Source organism: Pseudomonas sp. SED1, from assembly GCF_034044025.1.
Classification (GTDB): Bacteria; Pseudomonadota; Gammaproteobacteria; order Pseudomonadales; family Pseudomonadaceae; genus Aquipseudomonas.
In genome coordinates this window covers 1-19,831 of sequence record NZ_JAXCIS010000238.1, presented here as the reverse complement: position 1 = coordinate 19,831, position 19,831 = coordinate 1, and the positions used below count along the sequence as shown (strand labels likewise).

Below are 19,831 nucleotides of genomic sequence, written 5' to 3'. Positions count from 1 at the left end.
TATGAGTTGAAAGGCATCAAGACAAGGTGAAGGCTTGCCGGAAGCGTGCCAGTGCCGCCTCGCTGTCGCCACTGGCCCAGCCCTCAAGACCCACGACACCGGTGTATCCCAGGTTGTACAAAGCGCTGGCAATGGCGGGATAGTGGATCTCACCCGTGCCGGGCTCCTTGCGGCCAGGCACGTCCGCCACCTGGATTTCACCGATGGCGCTGCCGGCGCGCTGGATCAGTTCGATCAGGTTTCCTTCGCCGATCTGCGCGTGATAGAGGTCGAGGTTCATCTTCAGATGGGGGCTGCCCACTGCTTCGATCAGTGCCAGGGTGTCGTCGGCGCGAGCGAAGGGGGTGCCGGGATGGTCCACCTCGGTGTTGAGGTTTTCCAGCAGGAAAACCCGCCCGGCGTCTTCGCCCAGGCGCGCGATTTTTTCCAGGGTCTTGCAGGCGCTCAACCACATGCGCCCGGTGGTGCGAGCCACCGGCTTGACCGGCAAACCCCGGTCACCCAGGCCGGTGCCATGCAGGTTGAGGCTTGGGCAATTGAGCTGGGCGGCGATGGCCAAGGATTCCCGGGCGCTGTCGAGCAGTTGCGCAATCTCCTCGGGGTCGGTCAGGTTGCCCGAGATATAGCCCGTCATTGAAGTGAAGTCTGCGCCGGTGGCGGCCAGTGCCGGGATGTCCTTGGTCGTCCAGTCCCAGATTTCGGCGCTGAACCCCAGCGCATGTATGCGTTTGACACGCTCGGTGAAGGGCAGGTCGAGGAAGACCATTTCGGCACTGACCGCCAGCTTGAAGGGTACGAAGCTCATGAGCGACCGCCTTGCACACTTACGATTTTGCCTTGCTGGAAAGACTCGATGCACGCGCGGGCGATGGCCAGTGCGGCGCGGGCATCTTCGCCGCTGGCGAGAGGCTTCTCGCCGCTGCGCAGGCAACCCACGAAATGGTTGAGCTCGGCCACGTAGGCGTCACGCAGCAGGTCGGTGTCCAGGCGCTGGGTGTCAGCCTGGATGCCGCCGGCAACGTAGCGAACCAGGTCAGAGTCATGGACGCCGCCCATGGTCAGCATGCCCGCGCTGCCGAACACTTCCCCGCGAACATCGTAGCCGTACACCGCCTGGAAGTTCGCTTCAGCTGTAGCGATGGCTCCGTTGTCGAAGCGGATCGTGACCACCGCGGTGTCCAGGAAACCTTTGCTTTTGTAGTCCGGTGCAATCAACGCATCGGCCATGACAAACACATCGACGGCTTCGGCGCCGGGGTTCAGGTAGCGCAGGGTGTCGAAGTCATGGATCAGGGTTTCGAGGAAGATCACCCATTGCGGTGAGGCGGCGGGATTGTTCAGTGCCGGATCCCGTGTCAGCGAGCGCAGCAACTGTGGCGTTCCGATACGGCCTGCGACTACATCCAGGTGAGCCGTGCGAAAACTTTTGGCGAAGCGGCGGTTGAAGCCCACTTGAAGCGTCACCTGGGCATCGGCAGCGGCGGCGATGGCGCGGTCGGCTTCTTCGAGGGTAATGGCCATGGGCTTTTCGCAAAATACCCCTTTGCCGGCGCGGGCGGCGCTGATCACCAATTCGGCATGGCTGCGGGCCGGAGCGGCGATCAGTACGCCGTCGATGTCCGGGTCATCGAGCAGTTGCTGGGGATCGGTGTAGACCCGTTGTACGCCCAGCTCTGACGCCAGGCGCGCAGCTTGGCCGGGTGTCGGGTCGGCAATGGCGGCCAGGCAGGCACCGGGGATATGCCGGGCGGCTGTCAGGCCATGGAAGCTACCCATGCGGCCGGCGCCGATGAGACCGAGGCGGATGTTCTTGGATGTACTCATGAAATGACTCCTTTTTATTGTTGTACCGCAGGGATCTTCTGCTGGTACAGACCTAGCAGCAAGGGTTGTGCCAATATTTAAACCATTGATATGTAAGAGATTAATGAGAGTTTATTCAAATTAGTGTTCATTCAGATGACATGTCTATACTGACATGTCAAAAATATGAACACAGGAGCAGCCCGTGATCCCACAGCCTATGGCCTTCAGCGAGCAAGACCTCGACTACATCACTGCACTTGGCCCGGCGCAATTGAGCGAGGGACCGATTGCTCAACTGGAACAGGCGTGGGATGCGTGCCTGAAGGGGCTTGTTGATCGACCTGCCGGGGTGAGACAGGTGATCTGGGATTCATGGCAGCGCAGCGTCAGCGCCGGCATCGACCCTGCCGACGGCGACTACCGGTTTGTCGCCCCTGATGAGCTCACCGCGACGCTGGCCGCCAATCGTGTGTTGATCGCGGCGGCGGCGCAGGTCATGCGTGGATTGCTGGCCTACAACCCCAGGGGTCATATCAACCTCACGGACGCTCACGGCACGACCCTGTATTTTTGCGGCCTGGACCTCACGCCCGTGGGCAGCCGGTTGCTGGAATCGGTGCAGGGCACCAACTGCACGGGGCTGGCGTTGGCCGAAGACCGGTTGGTGTACGTGCTGGCCGAAGAGAATTTTGGGCTTGGCCTGCGCCAACGGCGCATGCATTGCGCCGCCGCACCCATCAGGGATGGCCTGGGCCGCACCCTGGCGATGCTGACGCTGACCGCAGAGCCAGGCTGGTTTCACTTTCATACCCTGGGCACCGTTCAGGCAGCGGCTGAAGCGGTCTCGCGGCAGATGGCGCTCCAGGCGTTGCTGGAAGAACAGCAAACCGTGCTGGAAGTGCTCAACGAAGGCCTTGTGGTGCTTGATGAACGCGGCTGCATCAAGGCGCTCAACCGCTATGCCCGGCAACTGTTTCGAGTAGGCCGGGACCTGCTGGGCAGTCCGTTCCAGCGTCTGGGGCAGAGTGAACTGACCGATGAGATTCTGCTGCGTGGCGGGGAGGGGCTGCGGGACCTGGATTGCACCTTCGAGCTGCACGATCGCAGTCACCTGGCCTGCCTGGTGTCGGTGTGCCCGCTGGAGCAGGGGGGGCGGGTTGTTTCGTTGCGCGAGAACCGGCGCATCCGGGAAATTACCCGGCGGATCATCGGCACCCAGGCCAGCTACACCTTCGATACGATTCAGGGCAGCTCCCGAGCGATTCAGGATGCGTTGCACCTGGGGAGGATCGCCAGTCGCAGCGATTCGACGACGTTGGTCCTGGGGGAAAGCGGCACCGGCAAGGAGCTGTTTGCCCAGGCGATCCACAACGCCAGTGACCGGTGCAATGGGCCGTTTGTGGCGGTCAATTGCGGAGCCATTCCGCGCGACCTGGTGCAGAGTGAGTTGTTCGGGCACGTTGAAGGCGCTTTCACCGGATCGGCCCGCGGCGGGTCGGCCGGCAAGTTCGAACTGGCCGATGGCGGCACGATCTTCCTTGATGAAATCGGCGACATGTCATTCGACGCTCAGGTCAGTCTGTTGCGGGTCTTGCAAGAAGGCGAGGTGACGCGAGTCGGCGCGAAGCAGTCCCGGCAGGTGAATGTGCGCATCATTGCCGCGACCCATCGAAACCTGAGCCAGGCGGTGGCCGATGGCGCGTTTCGCGAGGACCTCTACTACCGGCTCAACGTATTGAATCTGACAGTGCCGCCGCTGCGGATGCGACGCGAGGATATACCGCTGCTGGCGCGCCACTTCCTCAGCCGTTGCGCCCGCTCGCTACGTAAATCGGTGCAGGGTATCTCGCCTGAGGCGTTGGATATTCTGTCGGCGTATCACTGGCCAGGCAACGTTCGCGAACTGGAAAACGCCATTGAGCGGGCGACCAACCTGGCGATGAGCGAACAGCTATTGCCGGGTGACCTGCCGTTGGAAATCAAGACGCGACAGCAGACGTTTACTTCGGGACCTGTGCCCGAGCCTCGTACGTCGCTGGATCTCGGTGCCCATGAAATGAACGCGATCATTGCCGCCCTCAAAGGCACTCGCGGCAACATACGGCTGGCCGCGCAGCAACTCAACGTGTCCCGTGGCGGGCTGTACAACAAGATGAACCGGTTCGGACTGAGTGCCGATACGTTTCGCTCAGGGACGGGCGTTCTCTGAGGTCATGATCTGCAAGGGAATGTAGTGGCGATGCCTGGCTGGATCGAAGTCTGGCGATGTCTGCAACTCGATCAGCAAGTCGACGATGGCGGTGCCCAGCAGTCGCGGCTGGGAATCGATGATCAGGCTGATCAGACCCTCGGCCAGGGCCTGGCGCGACAGCTCGGTTGACTCTTGGAGAATGCAACACAGTGAGGGCCGTTTCGGCAGCTGTGACAGGGCGCTGATGACGCCGTCGCCGCCACCGCCGACCACGCACAAAGCGCGTAAGTCTTCATGGCGGGCCAACAGTTCCAGGGTCGCTTCTTCGGTGATGTCGCAATTGTCCAGGTTGATCACCGCTTCCAGCAATCGCAGCCCTGGGGCGTGCTCCGCCAGGTAACTACGCAACCCCTCGACCCGCGCCTGATGCCCCAGGAAACGGTGCCCACCGAGCAGCACACCGATGCTGCCCTTGCGAGCGCTGGCGGTGTGTGCCACCAGCCAGCCCATCGTGCGCCCGACCTCATGATTATCCTGGCCGACGTAAGGTTCTTGGGCCTCTTCATGAATGTCCGAGAGCAAGGCGATCACCGGCACCCCCGCATCCCTGATCTGGGCAATGGCGGCATTGATCAGTGGGTGCGCAAAACTGACCACCGCCAGGCCGTCGCACTGCACCGCCAGTTGTTCTATCTGGGCAATGATGGCGGTGGGGGAGCGGTCAAAAACGTAGTCGAATTGAACGCTCAGGTTGGTGCCCGACTGGCGCTGCGCCGCCTCGGAGATGGCGGCGGCGACGTTGCCATAGAACGCCTGCGCGGTACCGAGCAAAAGAACGCCGAAGCGGTAGCTGGGACGTCGTTCACGGATCCGCTGGCCGATCAGCCGGGCGGCAAAATAACCGACGGCTTCGGCGGCCTGGAATACCTGCTCGGCGGTGGCCGGGTTGACCGGCGCCCTTGCGTTAAGCACCCGGTCTACGGTGGCGACACTCAAGCCGGCATGCGCGGCAACGGTGGCAATGGTTGGGCGTTTATTATCGTTCATGGCGGGCCCCGTGAGCGTCTTGATAGAAAACTATCAAGCTTCAATGGGGCTGGATGATAGCTTGATAGGGAATGTATTCAAGGGGTTGAGGCCAATCAATGGGCTCTCTATCTTTTCTCTCAACGATGTGACCTCGCATCGAAGCAAGTGCCTGAAACCACCCAGCTTGCGGAGAACAATAAAATGTCTGAACACCACGCAGCCTATGAAAAAACCGGTAATGCCGCGCCTCGGGATTATCGTCTGACCGGCCCTGAAGCCGCCCGCGCGCTGCAAAAAGGCCTGGCCTCGGCCAACTGGTATCAATCGCCTATCCCGCGTAAGCGCCTGAAAGAACTGATGCAACGCCGTGATGGCCCTGCGTTGGTGGATACCGCTCTCTGGTTGCTGGCATTGGTGGTCACCGGGTTCGGTGGCTATTGGTTCTGGGGCTCCTGGGCCTGTGTACCGTTCTTCTTTGCCTACGGTTTGCTGTATGGCACCGCCTCCAATGCCCGGTGGCATGAGACGGGTCATGGCACAGCGTTCAAGACCCGTTGGCTGAATGATGCGATCTACCAGGTGTCGAGCTTCATGTTCATGTTCGAACCCCATGTATGGCGCTGGAGTCACGCCCGGCACCACACCGACACCATCATCGTCGGGCGTGATCCGGAGATCGTCGAGCCGCGTCCGCCGAGCCTGGTGAACATGGTGCTGAGCCTGTTCAGGATGCCCTATGTGTTCACGACGATGTGGTCGGTCTGCCGGCACGCAACAGGGCGGATTGCTGAAGAGGAGAGTACGTTTATCCCGGAATCAGAGTGGCCGAAAATTTTCACGGCGGCGCGTATCTGGCTGGTGATCTACGGGCTGACGGTGGCTGCCGCACTCTACTGGCAGAGCTGGTTGCCGCTGATGTTCATCGGCCTGCCAACCCTTTATGGCGGCTGGCTGTCGTACCTGTTCGGCCTGACGCAGCACGTCGGCCTGGCCGAGGACGTACTGGATCACCGCAGCAACTGCCGCACCATCTACATGAATCCGCTGCTGCGTTTTCTGTACCTCAACATGAACTATCACCTCGAGCACCACATGTACCCGATGGTGCCGTTCCACGCCCTGGCGCAGTTGCATGAAGAAATTCGTGATGACTGCCCGCCGCCCTACAACGGTTTGTTCGAGGCCCTGAAGGAAATCTTTCCGGTCATCTGGAAGCAGCGTAAGGACCCGACGTATTTCATCCGCCGCCCTCTGCCCCAGCGCGCAGAGCCGGCCGCCACCACTCAGGCAGAGCTGGCCTGACTGCTTTGTGTTTTACCCCTGACAAGAGAGAAACCGCCATGACCGATCAATGGATCGATGTCTGTGCCGTGGGCGATATAGACGAAGAAGACGTCATTCGTTTTGACCATGGCCAGCACACTTACGCTGTCTATCGCTCTGCCGAGGACCAGTTTTTCGCGACGGCGGGCCTTTGCACCCACGAATCCATCCACCTTGCCGATGGCCTGGTGATGGACCATGTGATCGAGTGCCCCAAGCATAATGGGCGGTTCGACTACCGCTCAGGTAAAGCATTAGGGGCGCCGGTATGCGTCAACCTTAAGACCTATCCGGTCCGTGTCGAGGCGGGGCGGGTCCTGCTCGCGATTGCCGTTTAACTGCCTGGAGGCTGTGCCATGAACCTTGCTGATGCTCCACTGGTTATCGTGGGGGCCGGACACGCCGGCGGCCGCGCGGCGCTGACCTTGCGCGCCGAAGGCTATCGCGGTCGCCTGGTCCTGATCGGTGACGAGCCGCATGCGCCCTACGAACGTCCGCCCCTGTCCAAGGGCTTGCTGCAGGGCACTGTTGAACTGGCGAATTGCAACGTGTGCGACCATGCGCAGCTCGCCGAGTTGGGTATCGAACACCTGACCGGCAAGCCGGTGACAGGCCTCGACCCACAGCAGCACCGCCTGCGATTTGCCGATGGCAGCGGGTTGCAGTACGCCCGCCTGTTGCTGGCGACCGGGGGCAGGGCACGACGCTTACCGGATGTGCCGGCGCATCTGGCCAATGTGTTTTATCTGCGAACCCATGATGAGGCGTTGGCATTGCGTGCGTCGCTGCAGCCGGGTACGCGTCTGGTGATCATCGGCGGTGGCTTTATCGGGCTTGAAGTCGCCGCCTCCGCCCATGCCTTGGGTTGTGCGGTGACGGTGCTGGAAGCCGGGTCACGGCTGGCGGGTCGAGTCCTGCCGGAACGCGCGTCCGGTGCCCTGTTGGAGCTGCATCGCAAGCAGGGCGTGGACGTTCGCTTGAACGTAGCCATCGAAGCGGTGCAGGGCGACCTGTGTGCAGCGTCGGTGCGGTTGGTCGGCGGTGAGGTGTTGGCGTGCGACCTGCTCGTCGTCGGTATCGGCATGCAACCCAATATCGAGCTGGCAACGGCTGCCGGGCTTGATGTAGGGCATGGCATTCGTGTCGATGCGCAGTTGCGTACCAGTGAGCCGGACATCTTTGCCGCAGGCGATGTCTGTGAGTTCCGGCTGCACCCTCAAGGCGCTTTCCAGCGGCAGGAAACCTGGCGCAACGCGGAAACCCAGGGCCGTCACGCCGCCTTGAACCTGCTGGGTGGTGAATTACCCTTCGAGGGGATTTCGGGGTTCTGGTCCGATCAGTACGACTGGGGGCTGCAAACCGTGGGAGTGATCAGCCACACAGAACCCTCGGCGAGCCGGGCAATGCCGGGGGGCGGGTTCCTGCTGTTCTACCTCAATGCCGATCAACATCTGCAAGGGGCTTTTGGTTGGGGGCAGGGCAATAGCATCGCCAAGGACATCAAGCTGTGCGAACGCCTGATCGCCAATCGCGGCCCGCTGTCGGTGCGCGACTTGGGAGATGCCGGGGTGCCGCTCAAACACCTGTTGAGGAGCTGACATGCGTGACTTCCTGGTATTCCAGTCGCTGTGGTCGATGCAAGATCACCGAGGCCAGTGCGATCTCCCAATTGAAGCGCAGCTTGAGAAAATTGCCGGCGCAGGCTTCGACGGGGTCACCGACCATTTCTGGCTTGCCCCACAGGCCAAGCGGTTGCATGCCGCCGCCAACGCCCAGGGCTTGCATATCGAGGGGCAGGTGTTTCCGCAAACTGTGGACGATCTGGCAGAGGCGCTCGACGCTGTCGCCCGCTATGGTTGTCATCACCTTACGCTTCAGGCAGACGTGCGGCCGCGTACGCTGTCCCAAGCGATGACACTGATCGAAGGCTGGCAGCGTTTGGCCGAACAGGTGGACTTTCCAATCCTGTTGGAAACCCATCGTTATCGCCTCACCAGTGACCTGCTGTTCACCCTCGACCTGCTGGCTGCAATGCCCGACCTCAAACTACTGGCCGACCTGTCTCACTATGTCGTAGGGCGCGAACTGCCGGCGCCGGCCATGGAGGAAGACGATGAGCACATTCACACCATCTTGCGCCACAGTTGGGGGTTTCACGGCCGGGTGGCCAACGGCGAGCAGGTTCAGGTGCCCTTGAGCTTCGATCAACACCGCCCTTGGCTGGAGCGATTCCTGGGCTGGTGGCGTTACGGGATCGAAGATTGGCTGGCCCGTGCGCATACGCCTGCCAGCCTATCGTTCACCTGCGAGCTCGGCCCGCCACCGTATGCCATTACCGGCGCGGACGGGCGCGATATCACTGATCGCTGGGCTGAAGCATTGATGCTCAAGGAACTGATGCGCGATGTCTGGAAAGACTGCCTGGCAAAGTCGTTGCTGTGAGCGTGCTCAGGCTCACAGCGGCACACGGGCAGCCTTGAATTGGCGCAGTACAAAGCTCGACTTCGAATGGCGCAACCCGGGACGCTACCTTGGTTAACGCGTTAAACTAATCAGCTAAACAGCGTCGGATGATTAGCCTCACTTCGCACACCAAAACGTCAACGGAACTGCGTTTATGAAATACAGCTGGATCGCACTTGTCTTACTGCTTTGCGCCTGCACGAGCGGCCCCAACCACCAGGAGCAAATGGTAGAGAAGCGCTTATGGGAATATCAGTTGCTCACTCACCTCAACCACTTCAAGTCCTATCCCGAAGAAGCTCGCCTGCAAAGGCTGACCGGCATGGTCAGGGTGGCCTTTGTCGTCGACGCCAAAGGCAACCTGATACGCCACAAAATTGTCAGCCACACGGGCTCGGATCTGTTTGTCGGGGCTGTGGAGGCATTGATTCCGGCGGCATCGCCAGTGCCTGCGCCCCCGCCCTCCATGCTGCGTAAAGGTGAAATTGAAGTGGTGGCGCCCTTTGTATTCTGCATCGAGCAGGGCGCTTGCACCGGCTCACCGCCGCAGCGAATTTAGCGAAAACCGGTGGGCAAATGACAGGCAAAGAAAAGCCCGCGATGGGGAGCGCGGGCTTAAAGGTTTTTACCAGGAGCTGAGATGACCATAGGCGCCTGGGTGTGAAAGGTGTGTGAAAGGACAGCACATCGCACCGTCAGTTGGATATTTCGAGCCCCGGCGTTTGCCGGGGCTTTTTCGTATACGGCGTCGCAACTTCTCACGGGAACAAGTGTTCAAAAATGCAGTCATAGCGATGTGCCATCTCGGCAGATCAGAAAGGAATCAATTGATGTCTATCATGGGTAAAGCTTCGTTCGCTGTTGTCGCTTCGTTGTTGATCGGTGCAATGGCCCCGTCAGTTCAGGCGGCGAGTCCGGCGCGGTGGGGGGAATTCGGTGCGTCGGTCGGTAACAAACTCACCGCGAGCAGTTCGGGCGCAGGTGGCGAATATTTCCTGCACCCGTCGGACATTTCGGTAGGTGACATTCAGGACATGCGCGACTTGCTCAAGCGCAATGACAGCGAAATTCAAAGCCTGGAAAGCAAGCTGGACGGCCAGGCTCGCGCCCTTGAAGACCTGAAGAAAAACACTGGCTCAAGTTCCAGCTCCAGTGACGGCCAGCTGTCCGAGCTCAAGCGCACCGTATCCGATCAGAAAAACACCATCGACAAACTCAAGAGCGAGATTGAAGACCTGAAGCGCAATTCAAGTTCCAGCTCAAACTCCAGCTCCAGCGAACTGTCCAGCCTCAAAAGCACCGTCAGTGATCAGAAGCGCAGCCTTGAAGACCTCAAGCGCAGTGTCGACAACCTCAGCAGCAAGGTGAAGTAAAAGCGCATCAGCCTTGTTGCCGCTGAAAGCCTGGCCAAGAGGTCTGCCGTTACTGCGCCTTTTACCGGGCCAAACGGTGGGACATGAGCACCATTGGGATCGCTGTGATGTCGGTGCTGAATGGGATTTCTGCCAGGCGTTCAAACCCGCAGCGCTGATAAAACCGTTGGGCACTTTCGTTGGTTTTGAGTACTTCGAGCCACAGCAGCGGTTGTTGGTGGGTGTGTGCAAGCTGAAGCACATGGTCCAACAACTGCTGCCCGTGGCCTTTGCCGGCCTCGGACTTCAGGAAGTAGATTTTTTGCAGCTCTGCGCCGGTTTCATCGCTGCTTGGGATCGCTCGGTTCCAGTTGACTTTGGCGAACCCGACGGCGCGTGCCTGCTCATCCCGGGCGAGTAACCAGCAATGCGCTGTGGGACGCTCAAGGGTGTCTTGCAGCGCTTCGGGAGAGAAGTCCTTATCCAGGAAATCCTGCATGCCCGCCAGGCTCCAGATGGCCGAGAAATGCTCGGTGTAGGTCTCGATGCCAATGTCACGCAGCACTGCACAATCGCTGACCGTCGCCTGTTTGATGCTGATCATCTTCCCTGCTCCATGAGTGCACGCCTGTGCGACGCCCGGTAGGTTACACCGCTTTACCCGGGTGTATGGTAGACCGGGCAAACACCTGGATTATCTCTGGAGAGAGAGGTGACTATGAGCACGCCCATGCTGAACAAACTGCATCTCAACGGCTATGACATCGTGCAGGTCAACAGTGGCCCGTGGCGGGTCTGTACCAAGGCTGACCGCCTGGCATCCTTCGGCTCCCGGGAGCAGGCACTGGCCTATGCCGCTGCACTGCCGGGATACAAGGCGCGGTCGAGGCCGGTAGCCAACGATGCTTGAACCCTCAACAGCCTCGGTCAGTCCGGGGCTTTTTATTGGGTCTCGCTTGAGCAATACATAAACGGTGGCGAGGGAGCTTGCTCCCGCTGGAGTGCGAAGCGCTCCCAGGATTTTGGGGCCGCTGCGCAGCCCAACGGGAGCAAGCTCCCTCGCCACACAGCGGATATTTTGGGATGATTCGCAGCTGATTAGCCCGTAGGAACCTGTCATGTCCCTGGCAACCTTATTTCTGTTTGTCATGATGAGCGCCGCGATTATCGCGATTCCCGGCCCGACGGTTTTGCTGGCCCTGCAAAACGGTTCGCGCCACGGTTTGCAGGCGGCGTTCTGGGGCATGGCCGGAGCGGTGTTGGCGGACGCGTTGCTGGTAACGGCGGTGGCTTGCGGCCTGGGGCTGTTGCTGGCGGCCAGCGAAGGGTTGTTTCAGGCGCTGAAATGGATGGGTTCGGCGTACCTCATCTGGATCGGTTGGCAGATGCTGCGCGCACCCCAAGTCGCGCTACCGACCGTGGGCGAAGGTGAGGACACTGGCACTCGCACTGCGAGTATTTTCACCCGCAGCTTCCTCGTGGCGATTTCCAATCCCAAGGCGTTGTTGTTCATGTCGGCGTTCCTGCCGCAATTCGTCGACAGCACCCAGGCGCAACTGCCGCAGTACGCGTGCCTGTTGCTGGCGCTGTGTGTGCTGAACGTCAGCATCATGATGTTCTATGCGGTGTGTGGGGCGCGCCTGCTCAGTCGCCTGCGGCCCGCACACTTGCAGCGCTTCAACCGTGGGGCGGGTGGTTTGCTGGTGACAATGGGCGTGCTGTTGGCCGCCTATCGTCGTGCTCCGGCTGCTTGAGCTAGACGAATGGCTGGCCGCTGAAACCGCGTGGCAGGCGCTGACGGCCTGGCAGGTCAGTCAGGCGCTGTGTCCAGGCGCTGCGCCAATCACCGGCGACATGTTCCGCTTTTGATCTGCGTGCAGCACGTCGGGCGGCGTTGCGTTGGGTGCGGCGGGCTTCCTTGAAGGCTTCGGTGTTACGGCAGGTACGGCATTTGACCCGCTTCAGCTCGGTGCTGGAAGGGAGGTTATTGCCGTGATGACCGCAGGCGAGGTGGCCGGCGACTTTGAAGTGAATGACCATGTAAGCGTCTCCTTCTGGGGGGATGCGTCGCATCGGCAAGCTGTTGATGCGCGCGGGCAGGGCGGGCAGCCATTGGCTGACTTTCACCGCTCTGTCTTTTATGACAGTTCGCTGCCCCATGCGTTCGTTTGAGGGTATTTCGCGACCGACGACACCCATAGCGCCTGCTGCTATTCGTGAGGCACTCGCTCGTTTACTCTCCAGGCACACACACAATGTGAATGGAGTGGAAGATGAGTCATCAAGAGTCCCAGGAAGGCGGCTGCCGTTGTGATCGGGTGCGGTTTATCGTGACCGAAAAACCGCTGATTACCATGGCGTGTCATTGCACCGGTTGCCAGAAGATGTCGTCCAGCGCGTTCTCCCTGAGCGCGCTGATCCCCGCCAGTGGATTTACCATCACCCAGGGCAACCCGGTGATCGGCGGGTTGCATGGCGTAGACCGCCATTACTGCTGCCCGCACTGCATGAGTTGGATGTTCTCCCGCCCGAATGGCGTCGAGGACCTGATCAACCTGCGGCCCACCATGTTTGATGATGTCAGCGGCTATGTGCCATTCATTGAAACCTGGACCAGTGAAAAGCTGCCGTGGGCGTCTACGCCGGCGCAGCACAGCTTTGCGCAGCTCCCGGAGCGGGAGGATTTTCCCGCGCTGATTCAGGCGTACGCCGAATACAGCGCCGGTTGAACTAATCCATCAGCGCCAGCAGGTCGGTGTCGCCCACGTCGCGCCCGGCCTGGGTCAGCAGCGTGGTCACCTGGCCCCGGTGGTGGGTCTGGTGATTGAAGAAGTGCACGAGTAACGCATGAAAGTTCTTGTGCATGGCCGTACCTGCCATGTTGCGGTAGGCCAGTGGCTGATCCAGCTCCGGCTCGCTGATGGATTGCGTCCAGTCGATGATGATCTGGTCGAGCCAGGCGCGATGGGCCGACAGTTCACGGATATTGGCGAAGGCCAGTTGATCCAGGCGTGGCGGCAATGCCAAAGCGCTTAATGGCGCCAGCGCGGCAAAGCCTGCCGGATGTTCGGCGAAACGCTTGAGCCAGACGCGGTCACCCAGGGCGAGGTGGTTCAGCGTGCCAAGGATCGAGCCGAAGAACGCACCACGGTCGGCAATCAGATCCGCGTCGCTCAGGCCGCCGGCCGCCTCGTACACCTTGCGGTTCATCCACTGGTTGTAGATCGCCATCAAGGCAATCTGCTCGGTACGGGTCACGTGGGGCTTCCTCGATAGGCGGGTGGCACCATCATAAAGCGCGCCTGTCGGGCGGTCATGGTGTTCTGGCGCAGCCGGTCTATTGTTGTTGATCTGGAACTCTGCGCCCTGGGAGGGTGACACCATGAATACCGGCGATCTACTGGAACAATTGCTGCGCGCGGGCCAAGGCTCTACGAGTCAACAGGGCGGCTCTGCCCCCGCGTCTCAGGGCGGGCTGGGTGGCTTGGGCGGGCTGCTTGGCGGTTTGCTGGGCGGCGGCGGTGCTTCGGCTTCAGGCGGTGGCGGCCTCGGTGGTTTGCTCGGTGGACTGGGAGGCATGCTCGGCGGCACCCGCACCGCGCCGCAAGGGCGCACGGGCGGCACCAATTACGCGGCGCTGGCGTCCCTGGGCATGATGGCGTTCCAGGCGTATCAGGCCTGGCAGCGGCAACAGGCGTCGGCACCGCAGGAGGCGTTGCAGACGGTTGACCAGCTGTCTGGCGCGCAGGTCGAAGAACACAGCCACGCCGTGCTGCGCGCATTGATCGCGGCGGCCAAGGCGGATGGCGAGATTGATGAGCGCGAGCAGCAGATGATCTCGGCCGAAATCGGCAAGCACACCGATGATCCACAATTGCAGACGTGGCTGGATGCCGAGGTGGCCAAGCCGCTGAATGCGGCGGATTTTGCCGAGTTTGCCGGGGATCCGGCGGTGGCGGCCGAGGTGTACCTGGTCAGTGTGCTGCTGGTGGATGACCAGCAGGACGCGGAGCGCAGTTACCTGGATGAACTGGCGGGGCAGTTGAAGATTGATCCTGCGTTGCAGGTGCATCTGGAGCAGCAGGCCAAGGGACAGGTTTAGTTGCTGTGGCAAATCTTGCGCCGAACTATTGGGGCGAGGAGGCTTGTCTGTGGCGAGGGGGCTTGTCCCCCGTTGGGCTGCGAAGCAGCCCCTCTCAGAGCGCTACGTTCATTCAGGTTGAATCAAACCGTCAGTTTTGGGGCTGCTGCGCAGCCCAACGGGGGACAAGCCCCCTCGCCACAGGTTGTGTATATATCTTGAGTTTTTAGAACCGCAGCGTGGCCCCCGTCGTGAGCCACTGATGCTGATCCCCGATCAAACTGCGCCCCACCACCAGGTCCACATCCACATTCTTGCCGATGTGTACCCTCGGCCCCGCCTGCCACGCCTGGTCGCCACCTTGCTGGCCGTAACGTTCGGCGATCAGCGTCAGCGAATCCATCACGCTGTATTCAAACCCGGTGCCCCAGGTCGGCCGATGAGTCTGGTCGCCGTCGTTATAGGCATGGCTCCAACCCGCGTTGAAGTTCAGCCGCAGGGCCTCCAGCGGTTGCCAGGTAAACGGTACATTCAAGTCCGCGCCATCAAACGAATGTTGACGGTTCAGCGCGTAATGCACGCCGGCAGACGCGGCCAGTTCCAGGCCCAGGTCTTCCCGGGCCCACAACTGGGCCTTGAGCTGCGGATTGACCTGGGTTTCCCCGTCGCCATCATGGTTGGCTCGCGACACGGCGGCGGTCCACTGCAACCAGGGAATGGCGGTAGAGGTGCAAGCCGGCGCCAGGGTTTCGTTGTGGGTGGAGCCGTCGTGCCGATTGGCGGTGAACCAGGCGTCGACATTGCATTCGCCCGGGGCATTGATCGCGCCATCATCGACCACGTAGGAGCCGCCGGCCGCGTTGGCATTCGACATCAGGCTGAGCACCAGCACGATGCCCGCGGTCACGCCGACGAACATCAGGTTGCGCCGCACCGCGCGTCGCTTGGAGGCGGGCAGGGGATGGAAGGTAAGGTGGGTGGTGCGGTTGCGGTATTTAGCGAAACCGTCAGGGGTGTGTTTCTTGTACATGGTGAACCTCGATCAACAGCCGGAGGCGTGTCCCGACCGGACTTGGCAGGGACGCGCCGTGATTCAAATAGAAAAAGGTGTGCAACGGGGTGCGGCTACAACTGGGTTCTTCTTTCATGTCTGGATGCTCCAATAAGGGTTGATTCAGCTGTCTACAGTCAGCACATGGATGCCACAGGCCTTGGCCTGGCTCACCAGTTCCGAGGTGTCATCGCCGCCGGGCAGCGCGATGATCACGTCGGGGCGGCTGTCGGTGAGCATGAACTGGTTACGGTGACGCTCGGCTTGCTTGCCATGGCGTTGCCAGTTGGGTGGGTAACGCACCACATCCACTCCCGTTTCCCGTGCCCAGTCCTCCACGTCACTGCCCAGGAACTGACTGCCGCCGTGGATCAATACCTGCACCGGGCGCAGGCGGTGATAGGCGTCCAGCACCTGGCGAGACATTTTTGTATCGGCGTAATGACGACCTGCACAGATCAAGACGCGCATGGTGATGTTTCCTTGTATTGCGTATTGCCATTTATCGACGCGGACGCAGCAAGCGGATGCACGTGCTGTTCAAGCTGCTGGAAAAGCCCAGCATGAAGCGCATTTCCACGGCACTGAGCAGGTTGCGCGCGTAGAGCCGCACGCCCAGCACCATCACCGTCTTGGCGGCTTGGGCGAGGGCGAATACCAATACGGCGCGTGCGGCGTTGTCGAGGTAGCTCATCAGTGTTTTCATCGCCTCTCTCCATCAAAGGCTGCGGTTACTGTAGGAGCGAGCTTGCTCGCGAAAAACCCGAGAGCACCGCGTTTAGCCAGGACACCCGCGTTATCGTTAACGACCTTCGCAAGCAAGCTCGCTCCTACAGAGAGCCGATCAGTACCACTGCTTGAAGCGGCGGATGTAAATGGTTTTCATCAGTTGTGCCACGCAGCAGTAGGCAACCAGGGTGCCCACCAGCCATGGGAAGTACGCCAGTGGCAGCGGCTCCAGGCCGACCATCGCACCCAGCGGCGAGAACGGTACGTAGATGCCCAGCGCGATCACGATGCAGGTCATCATCATCACCGGCCATGCGGCGTTGCTCTGGAAGAACGGGATCTTGCGGGTGCGCAGCATATGCACCACCAAGGTTTGCGAGAGCAGCCCCTCGATGAACCAGCCGGACTGGAACAGGGTCTGCATTTCCACGCTGTTGGCCGAGAACACGTACCACATCAGGGCAAAGGTGGTCATGTCGAAGATCGACGAGGTCGGCCCGATCCAGAGCATGAAGCGGCCAATGTTTTTCGCGTCCCACTTGCGTGGCTTGGCCAGGTACTCCTTGTCCATCTTGTCCCACGGCAAGGCCAGCTGGGAGATGTCGTACATCAGGTTCTGCAGCAGCAGGTGGATCGACAGCATCGGCAGGAACGGAATGAACGCACTGGCCACCAGCACCGAGAACACGTTGCCGAAGTTGGAGCTGGCGGTCATGTTCAGGTACTTCATGATATTGCCGAAGGTCTCGCGGCCTTTCAGCACGCCTTCTTCCAGCACCATCAGGCTCTTTTCCAGCAGGATGATGTCGGCGGATTCCTTGGCAATGTCCGTCGCGCTGTCCACCGAGATACCTACGTCGGCATCCCGCAGGGCCGGTGCATCGTTGATGCCGTCGCCGAGGAAACCCACGGTGTGGCCGTTGGACTGCAAGGTCTTCAGTACCCGCGACTTCTGCAGCGGCGTCAGCTTGGCGAAGACTGTGCGTTCCTCAACCCGCAGCTTGAGGGTGGCGTCGTCCATTGCTTCGATTTCTGTCCCGAGCAACGGTACGCCAGGCTCCAGGCCGACTTGACGGCAGATCTTGCTGGTAACGATGGCGTTGTCGCCGGTGAGCACTTTGACTGCCACGCCGATCTCGCGCAGGGCGGCGATCGCCGGGCCCGCGGTTTCCTTTGGTGGATCGAGGAAGGTCAGGAAGCCACGGATCACCAGGTTGCGTTCATCGGTCGTGGTGTACTGCTTGCGTGCGACGGCCTTGGGAATGTTGCGGGTGGCCAGGACCAGCACCCGGAAGCCGTCTTCGTTGTAGTCCTGGGCAATCGCCAGCAACTCGTTGCGACGACGATCATCCAGCTCGACGGCAACATCGCCTTCCATCACGTGCGTGGAAATGCTCAGCATCTCCTCGACTGCGCCCTTGCACACCAGCAGGTGATCGTTTTGCGCGTCCTTGACCACAATCGACAGGCGACGGCGGATAAAGTCGAACGGCAGTTCATCCACCTTGCTGTAGGCGAACGGCACCTGGAACTTCGGATTCTGCTCCGAGAACTGGACGACCGCCTGATCCATCAGGTTCTTCATGCCGCTCTGGTGATGGCTGTTGAGCCAGGCCAGGGTCAGCACCGAGTCATCACGTTTGCCGAAGGCGTTGACGTGGTGCTCGAGGATGATCTTGTCCTGGGTCAGGGTGCCGGTCTTGTCGGTGCACAGCACGTCCATCGAACCGAAGTTCTGGATAGCGTTGAGACGCTTGACCACCACCTTGCGCTTGGCCATGGCGGTAGCGCCCTTGGCCAGGTTGGCGCTGACGATCATCGGCAGCATTTCCGGGGTCAGGCCTACTGCGACCGCCAGGGCGAACAGCAAGGCATCGCTCCAGTCACCCTTGGAGAAACCGTTGAGGAAGAACACGATCGGCGTCATCACCAGCATGAAGCGAATCAACAGCCAACTGACGCTGTTCACCCCACGGTCAAACGCGGTTTGCACCCGGGAACCGACAATCGCCTTGGCCAGGGAGCCAAAGTAGGTGCGCGGGCCGGTGGCAACCACCACGGCTTGCGCCCGGCCACTGACCACGTTGGTGCCCATGAAGCAGATGTTCGGCAAGTCCAGCAGGTTGCCTTGGTCCGCTGCCATTGAGGTGGCGGATTTTTGCGTGACGTCCCCGAGAGTGTCGTACTTCTCCACCGGCAAGGCTTCACCGGTCAGCACGGCCTGGCTGATGAACAGGTCGCGGGACTCGATCAGGCGGATGTCGGCCGGGATCATGTCGCCGGCTGACAGCTGCACGATATCGCCGGCCACCAGGTCGCGCATCGGCACTTCCCGCAGGGTCGGCTTGGAGCCTACTTGCTCGCGGCGCAACACGGTGGCGGTGGTGCGCACCATGGCCTTCAAGGCCTCGGCGGACTTGGCCGAACGGTGTTCCTGCCAGAACCGCAGCAGGCTGCTGAGCATGACCATGGTCATGATAATGATGACCTTGGTCAGGTCGGCTTCTTCACCGTCCTGCAGTGGCAGCCAGTAGTCAGTGACGAAGCTGATGGCGCCGAGGGTCAGCAGCACATAGATGAACGGGTTGTTCAGGGCCTGGAGGAATTGCACGATGGCGTGAGGCGGCTTGTCGTGGGCCACCTCGTTGTAGCCTTCACGTTGCAGGCGAGCAGAGGCATCCAGCTCGGTCAGGCCATCCTTGGTTGCCCGGACATTGGCGAGGGTTGCCGAGAGGCCATTCTGGGCTTCGCGGGCAGCACGCATCGACAGCTTGGTGTCGGTGTCCGTGCCGTTTTTCTTGTGCAGTTTCGGGTTTTTTACTGCGCTCATTGTGTGTACTCCTGTCGCCAATTTTTCGACAAAACATACCCGGTACTTACCTGATGACAGGCGAGCGAAAGCATGCCGAGTCGCTGACTGCGCGATCGGTTTAAATAAAGTGTTGGGTAACTTTCTACAGGCCCGCTAACAGCGCGTTAGTTAACTAGCGCGCAGCGGGCTACTACTGGCTTCGTCCATAGAGAACTCCAGCTAAACAATTAACGGATAATCAGGAAGTTGCTGTTTCCAGCCGGCTTACGCCGCGCGAGCGTCCACGTAGAGGCTCAGCATCAGGCTCGCTTGCGCGACCAGGCTGGAAACGTCCCGTCTCTGTGGGTCTTGAGGGTCGGCGTGGTCCCATTGCTGGACCAGGTGGCCGGTGGTAGGGCAGATATGCCAGTGCGCCCGGGGAGCGGGGCACACGCGGGGGGAGGAGGTAACAAAGGCGCTGCGGGTAGGGGAAAAGCCTACGGGCTCGCGGCACAATTTGGCACGCAGGGCCGCGGGCAGCGTGCGTAGATCAGGCAAAACAATCAGTTGAAAGGTCATAACACACCTCGGGACCGGACTGGCATCCGGTGAGGCAGTTACGTTGGAGCGTCAGGCTCTAGCGCAGCTTACTCGGCCGGAAAGGCGAGTCCCGTCATTTTTTCTGGGTTTAGCGCCCGATTTGCCGCATTCACGGTGATCGGACAGCGACTAGATACTGTGTCCATTGGCTTCTTTTGTGAGGTTGAAAAATGGCCCTGAGTTGCAGGCACGGGGAATTTACTCAGGCAGTTGCCGGATGTCAACGGTTAATGACTTAATTTGTTACTGGTTCAGAGTTTGTTCAGATAGATGGTGGGGAAGTTGCAGTGGTAAGTGTGGTTATTGATAAATGATCTGTGTGTGGTGGCTAGGTGAGGGGACATATCCGTTATTTAGGTGATTTTTGATATTGGTTCCGCTCTTACAGCGGCTCACTTTTGAAAGGAGCCCAAAA

At 60.5% G+C, this 19,831-nt stretch carries 22 protein-coding genes; 11 read left to right on the top strand and 11 right to left on the bottom strand.

From position 1 onward, the window contains the following. Positions 1 to 16 precede the first annotated feature (16 nt). Entirely contained in the window at positions 17 to 805 is a 789-nt protein-coding gene (locus SNL23_RS30790) for a TIM barrel protein (protein ID WP_318304660.1), read from the bottom strand. Continuing rightward, positions 802 to 1,824 (bottom strand): Gfo/Idh/MocA family oxidoreductase, encoded by a 1,023-nt coding sequence (locus tag SNL23_RS30785; protein ID WP_318304658.1) that lies wholly within the window; start codon positions 1,822 to 1,824, stop codon positions 802 to 804. The genes SNL23_RS30790 and SNL23_RS30785 overlap by 4 nt, the downstream gene beginning before the upstream one ends. Before the next feature lie 199 nt (positions 1,825 to 2,023). Between SNL23_RS30785 and SNL23_RS30780 the strand changes: the two genes are divergently transcribed. Then, positions 2,024 to 4,015 (top strand): sigma-54 interaction domain-containing protein, encoded by a 1,992-nt coding sequence (locus SNL23_RS30780; RefSeq protein WP_318304735.1) that lies wholly within the window; start codon positions 2,024 to 2,026, stop codon positions 4,013 to 4,015. Here SNL23_RS30780 and SNL23_RS30775 read toward each other — a convergent pair. Next, complete coding sequence (locus SNL23_RS30775; protein ID WP_318304657.1) at positions 3,995 to 5,044, bottom strand: LacI family DNA-binding transcriptional regulator; 1,050 nt, start codon at positions 5,042 to 5,044, stop codon at positions 3,995 to 3,997. The two genes, SNL23_RS30780 and SNL23_RS30775, sit on opposite strands and share 21 nt — an antisense overlap. A 183-nt stretch (positions 5,045 to 5,227) precedes the next feature. Between SNL23_RS30775 and SNL23_RS30770 the strand changes: the two genes are divergently transcribed. From SNL23_RS30770 to SNL23_RS30745, 6 genes are all read left to right on the top strand, one after another. Continuing rightward, on the top strand, positions 5,228 to 6,328 hold the full coding sequence (locus tag SNL23_RS30770; protein ID WP_318304655.1) for a fatty acid desaturase family protein: 1,101 nt from the start codon (positions 5,228 to 5,230) through the stop codon (positions 6,326 to 6,328). 38 nt (positions 6,329 to 6,366) lie between these two features. Further along, entirely contained in the window at positions 6,367 to 6,687 is a 321-nt protein-coding gene (locus SNL23_RS30765; protein ID WP_076013976.1) for a MocE family 2Fe-2S type ferredoxin, read from the top strand. Between the two features lie 18 nt (positions 6,688 to 6,705). Next, a complete protein-coding gene (locus SNL23_RS30760) occupies positions 6,706 to 7,947 on the top strand; it encodes an NAD(P)/FAD-dependent oxidoreductase (RefSeq protein WP_167664947.1) in 1,242 nt (413 codons plus the stop codon). Between the two features lies 1 nt (position 7,948). After that, a complete protein-coding gene (locus tag SNL23_RS30755) occupies positions 7,949 to 8,791 on the top strand; it encodes a sugar phosphate isomerase/epimerase family protein (protein ID WP_076013978.1) in 843 nt (280 codons plus the stop codon). Between the two features lie 175 nt (positions 8,792 to 8,966). After that, positions 8,967 to 9,371, top strand: a complete 405-nt coding sequence (locus SNL23_RS30750) for a TonB family protein (protein WP_076013979.1) — start codon at positions 8,967 to 8,969, stop codon at positions 9,369 to 9,371. A gap of 271 nt (positions 9,372 to 9,642) precedes the next feature. Further along, the gene (locus SNL23_RS30745) at positions 9,643 to 10,185 is read left to right on the top strand and encodes a hypothetical protein (RefSeq protein ID WP_318304652.1); all 543 of its coding nucleotides are present in this window, start codon (positions 9,643 to 9,645) and stop codon (positions 10,183 to 10,185) included. 61 nt (positions 10,186 to 10,246) lie between these two features. Here SNL23_RS30745 and SNL23_RS30740 read toward each other — a convergent pair whose 3' ends face one another. After that, a complete protein-coding gene (locus tag SNL23_RS30740; RefSeq protein ID WP_318304651.1) occupies positions 10,247 to 10,768 on the bottom strand; it encodes a GNAT family N-acetyltransferase in 522 nt (173 codons plus the stop codon). A gap of 114 nt (positions 10,769 to 10,882) precedes the next feature. On the opposite strand from SNL23_RS30740, the gene SNL23_RS30735 reads away from it, so the two are divergent. Together SNL23_RS30735 and SNL23_RS30730 are read left to right on the top strand one after the other, a co-directional pair. Continuing rightward, complete coding sequence (locus tag SNL23_RS30735; protein ID WP_023658809.1) at positions 10,883 to 11,074, top strand: hypothetical protein; 192 nt, start codon at positions 10,883 to 10,885, stop codon at positions 11,072 to 11,074. 208 nt (positions 11,075 to 11,282) lie between these two features. After that, positions 11,283 to 11,918: a LysE family translocator gene (locus SNL23_RS30730; RefSeq protein WP_318304649.1), complete on the top strand. Its 636-nt coding sequence runs from the start codon at positions 11,283 to 11,285 to the stop codon at positions 11,916 to 11,918. A gap of 1 nt (position 11,919) precedes the next feature. Here SNL23_RS30730 and SNL23_RS30725 read toward each other — a convergent pair whose 3' ends face one another. Beyond that, positions 11,920 to 12,204, bottom strand: a complete 285-nt coding sequence (locus SNL23_RS30725) for a hypothetical protein (RefSeq protein ID WP_167664945.1) — start codon at positions 12,202 to 12,204, stop codon at positions 11,920 to 11,922. A 233-nt stretch (positions 12,205 to 12,437) separates the two neighbouring features. On the opposite strand from SNL23_RS30725, the gene SNL23_RS30720 reads away from it, so the two are divergent. Beyond that, complete coding sequence (locus SNL23_RS30720) at positions 12,438 to 12,893, top strand: GFA family protein (RefSeq protein ID WP_167664944.1); 456 nt, start codon at positions 12,438 to 12,440, stop codon at positions 12,891 to 12,893. A gap of 1 nt (position 12,894) precedes the next feature. Here SNL23_RS30720 and SNL23_RS30715 read toward each other — a convergent pair whose 3' ends face one another. Next, entirely contained in the window at positions 12,895 to 13,422 is a 528-nt protein-coding gene (locus SNL23_RS30715; RefSeq protein WP_318304648.1) for a DinB family protein, read from the bottom strand. A 124-nt stretch (positions 13,423 to 13,546) separates the two neighbouring features. On the opposite strand from SNL23_RS30715, the gene SNL23_RS30710 reads away from it, so the two are divergent. Beyond that, the gene (locus tag SNL23_RS30710; protein ID WP_167664942.1) at positions 13,547 to 14,266 is read left to right on the top strand and encodes a tellurite resistance TerB family protein; all 720 of its coding nucleotides are present in this window, start codon (positions 13,547 to 13,549) and stop codon (positions 14,264 to 14,266) included. A 205-nt stretch (positions 14,267 to 14,471) separates the two neighbouring features. Here SNL23_RS30710 and SNL23_RS30705 read toward each other — a convergent pair whose 3' ends face one another. From SNL23_RS30705 to SNL23_RS30685, 5 genes are all read right to left on the bottom strand, one after another. Then, positions 14,472 to 15,275, bottom strand: a complete 804-nt coding sequence (locus SNL23_RS30705) for a hypothetical protein (protein ID WP_076013987.1) — start codon at positions 15,273 to 15,275, stop codon at positions 14,472 to 14,474. Positions 15,276 to 15,419: 144 nt separating this feature from the next. Next, positions 15,420 to 15,767 carry a DUF2493 domain-containing protein gene (locus SNL23_RS30700; RefSeq protein WP_010171459.1) on the bottom strand — a complete coding sequence of 116 codons (348 nt, stop codon included), beginning with the start codon at positions 15,765 to 15,767 and terminating at the stop codon, positions 15,420 to 15,422. Positions 15,768 to 15,798: 31 nt separating this feature from the next. Next, positions 15,799 to 16,002, bottom strand: a complete 204-nt coding sequence (locus SNL23_RS30695; protein ID WP_256576853.1) for a hypothetical protein — start codon at positions 16,000 to 16,002, stop codon at positions 15,799 to 15,801. Positions 16,003 to 16,140: 138 nt separating this feature from the next. Beyond that, positions 16,141 to 18,855 carry a magnesium-translocating P-type ATPase gene (mgtA, locus tag SNL23_RS30690; RefSeq protein WP_318304646.1) on the bottom strand — a complete coding sequence of 905 codons (2,715 nt, stop codon included), beginning with the start codon at positions 18,853 to 18,855 and terminating at the stop codon, positions 16,141 to 16,143. A 246-nt stretch (positions 18,856 to 19,101) separates the two neighbouring features. Beyond that, positions 19,102 to 19,395 carry a hypothetical protein gene (locus SNL23_RS30685; protein ID WP_318304645.1) on the bottom strand — a complete coding sequence of 98 codons (294 nt, stop codon included), beginning with the start codon at positions 19,393 to 19,395 and terminating at the stop codon, positions 19,102 to 19,104. Positions 19,396 to 19,831 lie beyond the last annotated feature (436 nt).